Origin of the sequence: Flavobacterium celericrescens (genome assembly GCF_011392075.1) — a bacterium.
Taxonomy (GTDB): domain Bacteria; phylum Bacteroidota; class Bacteroidia; order Flavobacteriales; family Flavobacteriaceae; genus Flavobacterium; species Flavobacterium celericrescens.
Genome location: NZ_JAAJBV010000001.1, coordinates 37512 through 52143, shown reverse-complemented (window position 1 = coordinate 52143; position 14632 = coordinate 37512). Strand labels below are relative to the sequence as shown.

Sequence of the window (14632 nt, the reverse complement as noted above, 5' to 3'; positions counted from 1 at the left end):
TTTTATAACGAGATGGTTTAATATTATTTAGAACAAATATAAATTACATTTTAAGATAAAATTAAGGTTTTAATAATAGTTCTAATATTGTATTTTTGTCGGAGTTTTTTAAAAATTAGAGTTGATTTATAGGTAGGGATATCTAAAATTATACCAAAATTAGTTGATAATCATTTTAAATATGAAAAAGGTGGGTAACCATAAATCGTTTTCAAAGATTTTCTTCAGTTTAGCTTTTATGCTAACTTTTTCTTTAACTGCATTTTCTCAGGATGCAGCAAAGGGTAAAGAAATTTTTAACACCAATTGTGCTGCATGTCATAAATTAGATGCAAAAGCTACGGGTCCTGCACTTCGTGGTGTTGCTGATAAGTATGATAAAGAATGGATCTACAAATGGGTTAAAAATAGTGGAGATTTAATCAAGTCAGGAGATGCGCAAGCAGTAAAAGTGTTTGAAGAGAACAATAAAGTTCCAATGACTGCATTTCCACAATTGTCAAATGAAGATATTGACAATATTTTAGCTTATACTTCAGAACCTGCCCCTGCTGCAGCTGCTCCAGTTGCTGGCGCTCCAGTTGCTGGAAAAGATGGTGTTACTGAAAGTGGTGTTTCAAACAATGTAATTTTAGGTGTACTTACATTAGTAATGGCAATGTTAATTGTAATGTTGTTCTTAGTGTATAACATGTTGACTAAAATTGCAGACGCTAAAGGGTTAGAAATTGTTAAAAAGAATCGCTCATTAATGGGATTGTTTAATGCTTATGCTAAAAATCAATTTTTAGTATTAGTATCTGCGATTTTATTTTTGTTGGTTAGTGCTTACTTTGCTTATGGTTATTTAATGCAAATAGGTGTAGATCAAGGGTATGAGCCAGTACAGCCTATTCATTATTCGCACCGAATTCATGCTGGTGATAATGGTATTGACTGTAAATACTGTCACTCTTCTGCTAGAGTTAGTAAAAATTCAGGGATTCCTTCTTTAAATGTTTGTATGAACTGTCATAAAAATATTAGTGAAGTTGCTGAAACAACTGCTACGGAAGAACATTCTAAAGCGTTCTATGATAAGCAAATAGCTGCATTGTATGAAGCTGTAGGTTGGGATAAGTCTTTACAAAAATATACAGGTAAAACGAAACCGGTGAAATGGGTTAGAGTTCATAATTTACCTGATCACGTTTATTTTAACCACTCACAACACGTAACTGTTGCTGGAGTTGAGTGTCAAACATGTCACGGTCCGGTTCAAGAGATGGAAATCATGAAACAACATGCTCCATTAACAATGGGATGGTGTATCAACTGTCACAGAGAAACAAATGTGAAAGTAGAAGATAATGCTTACTACAAAAAAATCCACGAAGAACTTTCTAAAAAATACGGAGTGTCGCAATTAACTGCTGCACAAATGGGTGGTTTAGAATGTGGAAAATGTCACTATTAATAAAATAATTTAAGAAGCTAATATACTATACAATGGCATCAAACAAAAAATACTGGAAAAGTGTTGAAGAACTAAACGAAAATAGTTCTATTGTTGAGACGCTAAGAAACAACGAGTTTGTGGAACCAATTCCTGTTGATGAATTTTTAGGAGATAAAGAATCTTTATCTTCTTCTTCAACTACTCGTCGTGACTTTTTAAAATATGTTGGATTTAGCACGGCTGCAGCTTCATTAGCGGCTTGTGAAGGTCCTGTTGTAAAGTCAATTCCTTACGTAGTTCAACCAGAAGAAATTATTCCTGGTGTTGCTGATTATTATGCAACAACAATGGCTGATGGTTTTGATTTTGCTAATATTTTAATCAAAACTCGTGAGGGTCGTCCTATTAAAGTAGAGAACAATAATTTAGAAGGAGCAAAAACTGGAGCTAATGCAAGAGTTCATGCTTCTGTTCTTTCATTATATGATAGTTTACGTTTAAAAAATCCTAAAATTGCTGGTAAAGATGCAACTTGGGCTGACGTAAACACTAAAGTTAAAGCTAGTTTAGAAGATGCTAAAGCAAAAGGTGGTAATGTAGTGGTGTTGACAAACACTATGGCAAGTCCTTCAACAGATGCTTTAATTGCTTCTTTAGTTGCTAAATATCCAACTACAAAACATGTTGTTTATGATGCGGTTTCTGAATCAAATGCTTTAGATGCTTTTCAAGCAGTTTATGGTGTTAGAGCTTTAGCTAATTATGATTTTTCAAAAGCTAATACAATTGTTTCTGTTGGAGCAGATTTCTTAGGAGATTGGCAAGGAGGAGGTTTTGATGCTGGATATGCTCAAGGTCGTATTCCTAAAAACGGAATGATGTCTAAGCATATTCAAATTGAATCTAACATGTCTTTAGCAGGTGCTAATGCAGATGTTAGAATTCCAATGACAGTTGCACAACAAAAGCAAGCTTTAGCTGATTTATATTATGCTGTTGTAAGTGGGGCGCAACCTAAAAATGCTCAAATTGCTAAAGTTGCTAGCCAACTTAAAGATGCTAAAAATAAAGGTGTTGTTGTAACTGGTTTAGATGATGTAAATGCACAATTAGTGGTTTTAGCTATCAACAATGCATTACAATCTGAAGCTTTTAATCCTTCTGATGCTATTCTTACAAGAAAAGGTGATGCAAAAGCGGTTTCGCAATTAGTAGCTGATATGAAGGCTGGAAAAGTTCATACTTTAATTATGAGCGGAGTTAATCCAGCATATACTTTAGCAAATTCTAAAGAGTTTGTTGCGGCTTTAAAATCAGTTAAGCTTTCGGTTTCTTTCTCAATGAAAGAAGATGAAACTTCAAGTTTAACTACAATTGCTGCTGCGGCTCCACATTATTTAGAGTCTTGGGGAGATGTTGCAATTACTAGAAGTAATTACAGCATTATGCAACCTACGATTCGTCCTTTATTCAATACAAAACAGTTCCAAGATGCTTTATTAACTTGGACAGACAATACGGTTGCTTATTACGATTTCTTAAAATCTTTCTCAGCTACTTCTTTAGCAGGAAAGTCTTGGAATCAAGCAGTTCATGATGGTTTTGTTGCTTCTGTTGCAAGTCCATTAACTGCAGCTTCTGCTGATTATGCTTCGGCAGCTTCAGCTTTAGCACAAGCAAAATCTTCTAATTTCGATTTAGTTTTATATTCTAAAGTTGGAATGGGAGATGGGCAACAAGCAAATAACCCATGGTTACAAGAATTTCCAGATCCTATTACAAGAGTATCTTGGGATAACTATGTAACTATTTCAAAAGCAGATGCTGAAAAAGGAGGGTTTAAAAACTGGAATGTTGCTAATGGAGGTCTAAACGGAAGTTATGCAACAATTAAAGTAGGAAATGCTACTTTAGAAAATGTACCAGTAATTATCCAACCAGGTCAAGCTAAGGGAACTTTAGGTTTGGCTTTTGGTTATGGTAAAAAAGCAGCATTAAAAGAAGAGATGCAAGTAGGTGTTAATGCTTATGCGTTATACGCTAACTTAAACTCGAATCAATCGGCTACTATTACTGTTGCTGACGGTGAGCATGAATTTGCTTGTGTTCAGTTACAAAAAACATTAATGGGTAGAGGGGATATTGTAAAAGAAACTACTCTAGAAGTATTCAATACAAAAGATGCTAAAGAATGGAATCCAATTCCAATGGTATCATTAGATCATAAACCAACAGCTGCTACAGAAGTTGATTTATGGGATTCTTTTGATAGATCAACTGGGCATCATTTTAATTTATCTATAGATTTGAATGCTTGTACAGGATGTGGAGCATGTGTTATCGCATGTCACGCTGAAAATAATGTTCCAGTAGTAGGTAAATCAGAAGTAAGAAGAAGTAGAGATATGCACTGGTTGCGTATTGATAGATACTATTCTTCTGAAAATACTTTTGCTGGAGATATTGAATTAAAAGAAGGTACTTCAGGTTTAATGAATTCGATTGATACATTCTCAGGAATGGAAGATCCTTCAGAAAACCCACAAGTAGCTTTCCAACCAGTAATGTGTCAACACTGTAATCATGCACCATGTGAAACAGTTTGTCCGGTTGCTGCTACATCTCATGGTAGAGAAGGTCAAAACCATATGGCATATAACAGATGTGTTGGTACTCGTTATTGTGCAAACAACTGTCCATATAAAGTAAGACGTTTCAACTGGTTCTTATACAACAAAAATAGCGAGTTTGATTATCATATGAATGATGATTTAGGCCGTATGGTTCTTAATCCAGACGTTAACGTTCGTTCTCGTGGGGTTATGGAAAAATGTTCTATGTGTATCCAAATGACTCAGGCGGTTAAGTTAAAAGCGAAACGTGAGGGTAGATTAGTTGGAAAAGATGAATTCCAGACAGCTTGTTCTGCAGCATGTACTAGTGGAGCAATGAAGTTTGGTGATGTAAATGATGAAACATCTGATGTAGCTAAATTACTAGAGGATGAAAGAATGTATCATTTATTAGAGCATATAGGAACTAAGCCAAACGTGTTCTATCACGTAAAAGTTAGAAACGATAAATAAGTATTAATTAACAGAAACAATATAAAGGATTATGTCGTCTCATTACGAAGCACCCATTAGAAAACCTTTAGTAGTAGGAAGTAAATCTTACCACGATGTAACGGTAGATGTAGCAAGACCTGTAGAAGGAAGAGCTAACAAACAATGGTGGATAGTATTTTCAATCGCATTAGCTGCGTTCCTTTGGGGATTAGGTTGTATGATTTATACTATAACTACTGGTATTGGAACATGGGGATTAAATAAAACAGTAGGTTGGGCATGGGATATTACCAATTTCGTTTGGTGGGTAGGTATCGGTCACGCCGGAACTCTTATCTCAGCCGTATTATTATTATTCCGTCAAAAATGGAGAATGGCAATTAACCGTTCTGCAGAAGCAATGACTATTTTCTCAGTAGTTCAAGCAGGTTTATTCCCAATCATTCACATGGGACGACCATGGTTAGGATACTGGGTATTACCAATTCCAAATCAATTTGGATCATTATGGGTTAACTTTAACTCGCCATTATTATGGGATGTATTTGCAATTTCAACTTATTTATCGGTGTCATTAGTTTTCTGGTGGACTGGTTTATTACCTGATTTTGCTATGTTACGTGATAGAGCAGTTACTCCATTTACTAAAAGAGTATATTCTATCTTATCTTTTGGATGGTCTGGTAGAGCTAAAGACTGGCAACGTTTTGAAGAGGTTTCTCTTGTATTAGCTGGTTTAGCAACTCCTCTTGTACTTTCTGTACACACTATTGTATCCTTTGACTTTGCTACTTCTGTTATTCCAGGATGGCATACAACAATCTTACCTCCATACTTCGTTGCTGGAGCGATTTTCTCAGGATTTGCAATGGTAAATACTCTTCTTATTATCATGAGAAAAGTATCTAACTTAGAAGACTATATTACAGTACAACATATCGAATTAATGAACATAGTAATCATGATTACAGGTTCTATTGTAGGTTGTGCTTATATTACGGAGTTATTCGTAGCTTGGTATTCTGGAGTTGAATATGAGCAATATGCATTCTTAAACAGAGCAACTGGTCCTTACTGGTGGTCATATTGGTTAATGATGACTTGTAACGTAATTTCTCCGCAAGTAATGTGGTCTAAGAAAATTAGAACTAACATTATGGCTTCATTTATCATTTCAATTGTGGTAAACGTAGGGATGTGGTTTGAGCGTTTTGTAATTATCGTTACCTCTTTACATAGAGATTATTTACCATCTTCATGGACAATGTTCCAACCAACATTTGTTGATGCTGGTATTTATATTGGAACTATAGGATTCTTCTTTGTATTATTCTTATTATATTCTAGAAGTTTCCCTGTAATTGCTCAAGCGGAAGTTAAAACAATTTTAAAATCTTCAGGAGATAATTACAAAAAAGAGAGAGAAGATCACGGTCACAATCATTCAGATAATCATTAATATTATGAGTAATAAAGTAATACACGCTATATATAATGATGATGATGTTTTAATGGATGCTGTAAAACAAACTAGAGCAGCTCATCATCATATCGAAGAAATATATACTCCATTTCCAGTTCATGGATTGGATAAAGCAATGGGGTTGGCTCCAACAAGAATTGCAATTGCTGCATTTCTATACGGAATAACTGGACTTTCAATATACACTGCTTTGATGAACTTCATTATGATTAATGATTGGCCTCAAGATATTGGTGGAAAACCAAGTTTTAGTTATATTGATAATATGCCTGCATTCGTGCCTATTATGTTCGAAGGAACTGTTTTTTTTGCAGCTCACTTAATGGTTATAACTTTTTATATGAGAAGTAAATTATGGCCATTTAAAAAAGCAGAAAATCCTGATGTAAGAACTACAGATGACCATTTTTTAATGGAAGTAGGTGTTCACGGAAATGAAGAAGAATTAGTTTCTTTTTTCACGAGTACAGGAGCAGTTGAAGTTAAAGTAATTGAAAAGCATTAAGAAGTAGTTATGAAAAGATTATATAAAATAGTAGCAGTGGTAGGTTTGTCTTTTATGGCAACTTCTTGTTTCGATAAATCTAAACCTAACTATCAATTTTTCCCAAACATGTATGAAGCAGTTTCTTATGAAACTTATTCTGAGCATGGTGTTTTTAAAGGAGGAGTTGAAGCTCAGACACCTGTAAAAGGAACAATAAAAAGAGGTTTTGTACCTTATGAAATTCCGAATACTCCTGAAGGTTATGCTTTAGCAAAAGCTACTTTAAAATCACCACTTGATTCTTTAAGTTTAAATGCTGAAAAAGGGAAGGAATTATTCAATATTTATTGTGCAATTTGTCACGGTGAAAAAGGTGATGGTAAAGGAAACTTAGTAGTTAAAGAAAAATTCTTAGGGGTTCCTAACTATAAAGATAGAGAAATTACAGAAGGAAGTGTTTTTCACGTAATCACTTACGGTTTGAACTCAATGGGTTCTCATGCTAATCAATTATCGCAAGAAGAAAGATGGCAAGTAACAGATTATGTTTTAAAACTTAAATCAGAATTATAATACTAATACTTTTTGAAAATAATAGATATGTACACGTTTTCAAGTAAATTAAAAACTTTTTCATTCATCTTGATGGCTCTTGGGGTTGTTGGGATAGTTGCAGGATTTTTGAATGCTCCTAAAACTATTGAGGATGTTGAAAAATTATTAGCAGATAGTCATCATAACGAGGCGTCTCATTCGGAAAAAGTTTCACATGATGCACATGCAGCTCACGCTGTAGAAGCTACTCACGCTGAAGCGAAAGTTGTTGACTCTGTTAAAGTTGAGGCTGTTGATTCTACTCATGCAGTAGCTGAAGCTGTAGATAGTTCTGCAGTTGCTGCAGTTGCTGTTGCTGAAACTCATTCTGATAATCACGATTCTCATAAAAAAGATGAACTTGCACATAGTGATGACGAACACCAAAAACATTTAGAGCATGTACTTCACCAATTACAAAACAAACCATGGTCTGCTTTGTATGTTGCTTGTATTTTCTTTATGTTAATTTCTGTTGGAGTTCTTGCTTTTTACGCTATTCAATATGCTGCTCAAGCTGGTTGGTCTCCAATTTTATTTAGAGTAATGGAAAGTATAACAGGTTATTTATTACCGGGTTCTATTATTTTCTTTATTTTGTTAGTAGCTGCAAGTATGCACTGGGGACATAATCATATCTTTGTATGGATGAACCCTGATGTGATTAATCCAAAACATGCAGATTATGATAAATTGATAGATTTGAAATCTGGATATCTAAATGTTCCTTTCTTTTTAGGAAGAGCGGCTGTTTTCTTGATTGTTTGGAATTTATATAGATATTTTTCAAGAAAGAATTCATTAGCTCAAGATGCTGCTTCTGATAATTCTAACTATAAGAAAAATTTCAAATTAGCTGCTGGATTCTTAGTGTTCTTTATTGTTTCTGAATCTATGATGTCTTGGGATTGGATTATGTCTGTTGATCCTCACTGGTATAGTACATTGTTTGGTTGGTATGTGTTTGCAAGTTTCTTCGTAAGTGGAATTACTGTAATTGCTATGACTACTTTGTATTTAAAATCTAAAGGATATTTAGAACAAGTTAATACAAGCCATATTCATGATTTAGCGAAATTCATGTTTGGGATCAGTATTTTCTGGACATATTTATGGTTTTCTCAGTTTATGTTAATTTGGTATTCAAATATTCCAGAAGAGGTTACTTATTTTGTAACTCGTATAGAGCATTATAGATTACCTTTCTTTGGTATGTTAGCTTTAAACTTTATTTTCCCATTGTTAATATTAATCAATACTGATTTTAAACGTTTAACATGGATTGTTGTAATGGCTGGTACGGTAATTTTATTCGGACATTATATTGATTTCTTCAATATGATTATGCCTGCAACAGTTGGTGATCAATGGTTTATAGGTTTACCAGAAATCGGAGCCTTATTATTTTTCTTGGGATTATTTATATTTGTGGTATTTACTACATTAACCAAAGCTCCATTAGTAGCTAAAGGAAATCCATTCATTGAGGAAAGTAAACATTTTCATTATTAATAGTTAAAAAGAAATAAAAATGACAAGTTTCTTGGTATTTACAGTTTTAGTTTTAATCGGAATTGCAGTATGGCAATTGACTAAAATTTTTGATTTGACACAAATTGGTAGCGCTTCTGCTGATTCAGAAATTGCTAACGATAAAGATAATAGTGTTAATGGTTACTTAATGTTTGCTTTTGTTGGATTCATTTATGTATTCACAATTTATTCATTATATGCTTGGAGTGATTTAGTTTTAGGAACTCCAGCTTCAGAGCATGGTACTGACTATGATAATTTGATGGGTATTTCAATGGCATTGATTTTCTTTGTGCAAACTTTTACCCAGTTTTTATTGCACTACTTTGCTTTCAAATACAGAGGTAAAGAAGGTCAAAAAGCATTGTATTTTGCAGATAATAATAAATTAGAAGCTATTTGGACTATTATTCCAGTAATCGTATTAGCTGGTTTAATTATGTATGGTCTATATACATGGAATAATATTATGTTTGTGGATGAAGAAGACAAACAAGATGCTATAGTTATTGAGTTATATGCTAAGCAGTTTGGTTGGGAAGCTAGATATGCAGGTGAAGACAAAACTTTAGGTAAAGCTAATGTTAGGTTAATTGAGGGTATTAATACTTTAGGTGTTGATTTAGCTGATCCAGCTGCTCAAGATGATAAAGTAGTTACTGAATTACATTTGCCTGTAGGTAAAAAAGTAATTTTCAAAATGCGTTCTCAAGACGTATTACACTCAGCTTATATGCCTCACTTCAGAGCGCAAATGAATTGTGTGCCAGGTATGATTACTCAATTTTCATTCACTCCAACGGTTACTACTGCAGACATGAGAACTGATGCAGCAATAGTTGCTAAAGTGGATAAAATTAATAAGATTAGAACTAAAAATAGTGCTAAAATTGTTGCTGAAGGTGGAGCGGCTTTAGATCCTTACACATTTGATTATTTGTTGTTATGTAACAAAATATGTGGATCTTCTCACTACAACATGCAAATGAAAATTGTTGTCGATACACCAGAAGAGTTTAAAACATGGTTGTCAGACAAACCAACTTTGGCTCAACAATGGAAAGAGGCTAATGCTCCTAAACCTGTTGAAACAGCAGTTGCTCCAGCAGTCGATTCTACAAAAGTTGTAGCTCAAGTTATTAAATAAGAATTTTTATATCACATATAATAGAATTAATATGTCACACGAACACGGTCATCATAAAGAAACATTCATTACTAAATATATTTTTAGTATTGACCATAAAATGATAGCAAAACAATACCTAATTTCAGGTTTATTAATGGGTATTGTTGGGGTTGTTTTATCTTTATTCTTCCGTATGCAAATCGCATGGCCAGAAGAATCGTTTGAAATTTTCAAAGTTTTCTTAGGAGATAATTTTGCGCCAGATGGTGTAATGCGTAATGATATTTACCTTGCATTGGTAACTATTCACGGAACAATCATGGTATTTTTTGTACTAACTGCAGGTTTGAGTGGTACATTTAGTAACTTATTAATTCCATTACAAATTGGAGCTAGAGATATGGCTTCTGGATTCATGAACATGCTTTCTTTCTGGATGTTCTTCGTTTCTTGTATCATAATGATTTCTTCTTTGTTTATTGAATCTGGACCAGCATCAGCAGGATGGACAATTTATCCTCCTTTAAGTGCTTTACCTCAGGCTATTCCTGGTTCTGGATTAGGTATGACTTTATGGTTGGCGTCAATGGCTATTTTCATCGCATCTTCTTTAATGGGATCTTTGAACTATGTTGTAACCGTAATCAACTTAAGAACAAAAGGAATGACAATGACAAGATTGCCATTAACTGTATGGGCTTTCTTCGTAACAGCTATTATTGGTATTGTATCTTTCCCAGTTTTATTTTCTGCGGCATTATTATTAATCTTCGATAGAAGTTTTGGAACATCATTCTTCTTATCAGATATTTTCATTCAAGGTGAAGTTTTACATTACCAAGGAGGTTCTCCAGTATTATTTGAGCACTTATTTTGGTTCTTAGGTCACCCTGAAGTTTACATCGTATTATTACCTGCTTTAGGCATTACTTCTGAAATTATTGCTACAAACTCTAGAAAACCAATTTTTGGTTACCGTGCGATGATTGCTTCTATTTTAGCAATTGCATTTTTGTCAACTATTGTTTGGGGTCACCACATGTTCGTATCAGGAATGAATCCTTTCTTAGGTTCAGTATTTACATTTACAACATTATTAATTGCAATTCCATCTGCTGTAAAAGCGTTCAACTACATTACAACACTTTGGAAAGGTAATTTACAATTAAATCCTGCAATGTTATTCTCTATTGGATTAGTATCTACATTTATCACTGGAGGTTTAACAGGTATTATTTTAGGAGATTCAACTTTAGATATTAACGTTCACGATACATATTTTGTGGTTGCTCACTTCCACTTAGTAATGGGTATCTCTGCACTTTACGGATTCTTTGCTGGTGTTTACCACTGGTTCCCTAAAATGTTTGGTAGAATGATGAACAAAAATTTAGGTTACGTTCACTTTTGGGTAACTGCTGTTTGTGCTTACGGAGTTTTCTTCCCAATGCACTTTATTGGAATGGCTGGTTTACCAAGACGTTACTATACTAACTCAGCATTCCCATTATTTGATGAATTAGCAGATGTGAATGTTTTAATTACAATCTTTGCTATTGTAGGTGCTGCGTTCCAAATCGTTTTCTTCTGGAACTTCTTCTATAGTATTTTCTATGGTAAGAAAGCAACTCAAAATCCATGGAAATCAAATACTTTAGAATGGACTACTCCAGTTGAACATTTACATGGAAACTGGCCAGGTGAAATTCCTGAAGTACATAGATGGCCATATGATTATAGCAAACCAGGTCACGATGATGACTTTGTGCCTCAAGTGGTTCCAATGAAAGAAGGAGAAGAAGTTTTACACCATTAAGATTTTTTCTACAATATATAAACCTCTCCTATTGGAGAGGTTTTTGTTTTATAACTTTACTTATCTTTGCTTTTATGAATGATAATTTGAATCCTAATAAAGAGTCCTATTCTCCGCAAGATATTGATATCGAAAAAGCGTTGCGTCCATTAAGCTTTGATGATTTTTCTGGTCAAGAGCAAGTATTGGAAAACTTAATTGTTTTTGTTCAAGCTGCTAATTTGAGAAAAGAAGCTTTAGACCACACGTTGTTTCATGGACCTCCAGGATTAGGAAAAACTACATTGGCTAATATTTTAGCAAATGAATTAGGAGTAGGAATCAAAATTACTTCTGGTCCAGTTTTGGATAAGCCCGGTGATTTAGCAGGGTTATTAACAAATCTTGAAGAAAGAGATGTGTTATTTATTGATGAAATTCATCGTTTAAGTCCGATTGTCGAAGAATACTTGTATTCAGCTATGGAGGATTTTAAAATAGACATCATGATAGAATCGGGTCCAAATGCAAGAACGGTTCAAATCAATTTGAATCCTTTTACTCTAGTTGGAGCTACCACTCGTTCAGGATTATTAACTGCACCAATGCGTGCTCGTTTTGGAATTCAAAGTCGTTTACAATATTACAACACCGAATTGTTAACCACCATTGTTCAACGTAGTTCATCCATTTTAAAGATGCCAATTACGATGGAAGCTGCAATAGAAATTGCTGGTAGAAGCAGAGGAACACCTCGAATCGCAAACGCATTATTACGTCGTGTTAGAGATTTTGCTCAAATTAAAGGAAACGGAAAAATCGATATTGAAATTGCAAAATTCGCACTAAAAGCGTTAAATGTAGATGCTCATGGATTAGACGAAATGGATAATAAAATTCTATTGACCATAATCGAAAAATTCAAAGGAGGTCCTGTTGGATTAACAACATTAGCAACCGCAGTTTCTGAAAGTGGTGAAACTATTGAGGAAGTATATGAGCCTTTTTTAATACAAGAAGGTTTTATCATGCGTACACCTCGTGGAAGAGAAGTAACCGAAAAAGCGTACAAGCATTTGGGTAAGATAAAAAATAATATTCAAGGAGGTTTATTTTAGTTTGATAAACAATAAAGAAAAATACACACAGTTGATAAAAGCCGAAGCCCAACGCCTCGGCTTTTTGTCATGCGGTATTTCTAAAGCTGGTTTTTTAGAAGAAGAAGCTCCAAGGCTTGAAAATTGGCTTAATACTAACATGAATGGTCAAATGAGCTACATGGAAAACCATTTTGACAAACGTTTGAATCCAACTTTATTGGTGGATGATGCTAAAAGCGTGATTTCTTTATTATTGAATTATTATCCTTCCAAACTTCAAAATCATGATTCATACAAGATTTCTAAATACGCCTACGGACAAGATTATCACCACGTCATAAAAGAGAAGTTGAAAGAATTGTTGCATTTTATTCAAACCGAAATTGGAGCGGTTTCAGGTAGAGCTTTTGTAGATTCTGCGCCTGTTTTAGATAAAGCTTGGGCTGCAAAAAGTGGCTTGGGTTGGGTTGGAAAAAACAGCAATTTAATTACCCAAAAAGTTGGTTCGTTTTATTTTATCGCCGAATTAATTATAGATTTGGATTTGGAATATGATACGTTAACTACTGATCATTGTGGAAGTTGTTCAGCTTGTATTGATGCTTGTCCTACTGAAGCTATTGTGTCACCTTATGTGGTAGATGGGAGTAAATGTATTTCGTATTTCACTATCGAACTGAAAGATAATTTACCACAAGAAATGAAAGGTAAATTTGACAATTGGATGTTTGGTTGTGATGTTTGCCAGGATGTTTGCCCATGGAATCGGTTTGCAAAACCACACCAAGAGTCTTTATTAAAATCAAATGAATCTATATTGAAATTTTCAAAAAAAGATTGGGAAGAAATAACGTTTGATGTTTTTCAAAGAGTATTTAAGAACTCAGCCGTTAAGAGAACAAAATATGAAGGGCTTCTAAGAAATATTACCTTTCTGAAGTAGATTCTCTTTCTATGATACTTGTTTCTAATTCTATAGTTTTTGGAATAAAATCTAAAGATATTTTTTTTTGATTTATTTCTTCTAATAATAAATTAAATGATTGTACTCCCATTTCATAACTTGGTTGGTCTACTGTGCTTAATTTAGGAGTAATAACTTGTGACATAAACCAATTACTAAATCCAATTATTTTAATTTGATTCGGCACAAGAATGTTTTGCTCGTTAAAAAAAGCCAAAACACCTACAGCAACTAAATCTGTAATAACAAAGATGCCATCAATATCAGGATGATTTTTTACAATTTGCTTGGCAAACTCTTTGCCTTCTTCAAACGTAACATTTTTGCAAGTATATACTAGTTTATAATCAAAAGGAATGTTGTGTTTTTCTAAGGCTTTTTTATAACCTAAAAACCTATCTATAGCATTTTGAGGATTTACAGGACCTCGAATATGAGCTATTTTTTTACAGCCTTTACTAATTAAGTGTTCTACAGCGTTATAAGCCGCTTTTTGGTCATCAATGATTACTTTTGAACAATTAATGAATTTTGAGATTTTATCAAATAGTACAAAAGGTATTTCTCGTTTGATAATTTCTTTAATATGTTCATCATCATTAGACTCATTCGAAAGTGACATTATTATTCCATCAACTCTTTTGTTTATTAATAATTCAACTTGTTTCTTTTCTAATTCCAATGACTCATTGGATTGAAGTATTATCACTAAGTATCCACTTTTTTCTGCTTCTTCAATAATACCATTAATTACATTGGAAAAAAAATGGTGGACTACTTCAGGAATTATTAAACCAATGGTCTTTGATTCCTTAGTTCTGAGATTTACTGCGAAACTATTTGGTGTATATTGTAAACTTTTTGCGAGTTCTAAAACAGCATTCTTTGTTTTAGGACTAACATCAGGATAATTTTTTAATGCCTTTGACACTGTTGTTATTGATATTCCTAATGTATCTGCAATTTGTTTAAGTGTAATGTCTTTCATTTAACAAATATGATAAAAAAAATTCAATATTAAAATCGAAAACGTTTTCGGTT

11 protein-coding genes are annotated in these 14632 nt (G+C 33.6%); 10 read left to right on the top strand and 1 reads right to left on the bottom strand.

Annotated features, from left to right (window positions below):
• Positions 1 to 181 precede the first annotated feature (181 nt).
• The 10 genes from G4L40_RS00195 (at position 182) to queG (ending at position 13570) form a co-directional block, all read left to right on the top strand.
• Positions 182 to 1456, top strand: a complete 1275-nt coding sequence (locus tag G4L40_RS00195; protein ID WP_166234837.1) for a c-type cytochrome — start codon at positions 182 to 184, stop codon at positions 1454 to 1456.
• Positions 1457 to 1488: 32 nt separating this feature from the next.
• The gene (locus tag G4L40_RS00190) at positions 1489 to 4524 is read left to right on the top strand and encodes a TAT-variant-translocated molybdopterin oxidoreductase (protein WP_166234835.1); all 3036 of its coding nucleotides are present in this window, start codon (positions 1489 to 1491) and stop codon (positions 4522 to 4524) included.
• A 31-nt stretch (positions 4525 to 4555) separates the two neighbouring features.
• A complete protein-coding gene (gene nrfD / locus G4L40_RS00185) occupies positions 4556 to 5965 on the top strand; it encodes an NrfD/PsrC family molybdoenzyme membrane anchor subunit (protein WP_166234833.1) in 1410 nt (469 codons plus the stop codon).
• A 4-nt stretch (positions 5966 to 5969) separates the two neighbouring features.
• Entirely contained in the window at positions 5970 to 6494 is a 525-nt protein-coding gene (locus G4L40_RS00180; protein WP_166234831.1) for a DUF3341 domain-containing protein, read from the top strand.
• A 9-nt stretch (positions 6495 to 6503) separates the two neighbouring features.
• Positions 6504 to 7049, top strand: coding sequence for a c-type cytochrome (locus G4L40_RS00175; RefSeq protein WP_166234829.1), 546 nt, complete (start codon positions 6504 to 6506; stop codon positions 7047 to 7049).
• A gap of 27 nt (positions 7050 to 7076) precedes the next feature.
• Positions 7077 to 8582, top strand: coding sequence for a quinol:cytochrome C oxidoreductase (locus G4L40_RS00170; protein ID WP_166234826.1), 1506 nt, complete (start codon positions 7077 to 7079; stop codon positions 8580 to 8582).
• Positions 8583 to 8601: 19 nt separating this feature from the next.
• Positions 8602 to 9750, top strand: a complete 1149-nt coding sequence (locus G4L40_RS00165) for a cytochrome c oxidase subunit II (RefSeq protein ID WP_166234825.1) — start codon at positions 8602 to 8604, stop codon at positions 9748 to 9750.
• Positions 9751 to 9781: 31 nt separating this feature from the next.
• On the top strand, positions 9782 to 11548 hold the full coding sequence (locus G4L40_RS00160; RefSeq protein WP_166234823.1) for a cytochrome c oxidase subunit I: 1767 nt from the start codon (positions 9782 to 9784) through the stop codon (positions 11546 to 11548).
• 74 nt (positions 11549 to 11622) lie between these two features.
• Complete coding sequence (gene ruvB, locus G4L40_RS00155; protein WP_166234821.1) at positions 11623 to 12645, top strand: Holliday junction branch migration DNA helicase RuvB; 1023 nt, start codon at positions 11623 to 11625, stop codon at positions 12643 to 12645.
• A gap of 1 nt (position 12646) precedes the next feature.
• Positions 12647 to 13570 (top strand): tRNA epoxyqueuosine(34) reductase QueG, encoded by a 924-nt coding sequence (gene queG / locus G4L40_RS00150; protein ID WP_166234819.1) that lies wholly within the window; start codon positions 12647 to 12649, stop codon positions 13568 to 13570.
• Here the strand turns inward: queG and G4L40_RS00145 are convergent.
• A complete protein-coding gene (locus G4L40_RS00145) occupies positions 13554 to 14579 on the bottom strand; it encodes a LacI family DNA-binding transcriptional regulator (RefSeq protein WP_166234817.1) in 1026 nt (341 codons plus the stop codon). The two genes, queG and G4L40_RS00145, sit on opposite strands and share 17 nt — an antisense overlap.
• Positions 14580 to 14632: the final 53 nt, after the last annotated feature.

Bases quoted from the DNA above. Each gene is read 5' to 3' on its own strand.
- G4L40_RS00170 (WP_166234826.1), top strand. From the start codon at position 7,077: ATGTACACGTTTTCAAGTAAATTAAAAACTTTTTCATTCATCTTGATG.
- G4L40_RS00165 (WP_166234825.1), top strand. From the start codon at position 8,602: ATGACAAGTTTCTTGGTATTTACAGTTTTAGTTTTAATCGGAATTGCA.
- nrfD (WP_166234833.1), top strand. From the start codon at position 4,556: ATGTCGTCTCATTACGAAGCACCCATTAGAAAACCTTTAGTAGTAGGA.
- G4L40_RS00175 (WP_166234829.1), top strand. From the start codon at position 6,504: ATGAAAAGATTATATAAAATAGTAGCAGTGGTAGGTTTGTCTTTTATG.
- G4L40_RS00180 (WP_166234831.1), top strand. From the start codon at position 5,970: ATGAGTAATAAAGTAATACACGCTATATATAATGATGATGATGTTTTA.
- G4L40_RS00195 (WP_166234837.1), top strand. From the start codon at position 182: ATGAAAAAGGTGGGTAACCATAAATCGTTTTCAAAGATTTTCTTCAGT.
- G4L40_RS00145 (WP_166234817.1), bottom strand. From the start codon at position 14,579: ATGAAAGACATTACACTTAAACAAATTGCAGATACATTAGGAATATCA.
- G4L40_RS00160 (WP_166234823.1), top strand. From the start codon at position 9,782: ATGTCACACGAACACGGTCATCATAAAGAAACATTCATTACTAAATAT.
- G4L40_RS00190 (WP_166234835.1), top strand. From the start codon at position 1,489: ATGGCATCAAACAAAAAATACTGGAAAAGTGTTGAAGAACTAAACGAA.
- ruvB (WP_166234821.1), top strand. From the start codon at position 11,623: ATGAATGATAATTTGAATCCTAATAAAGAGTCCTATTCTCCGCAAGAT.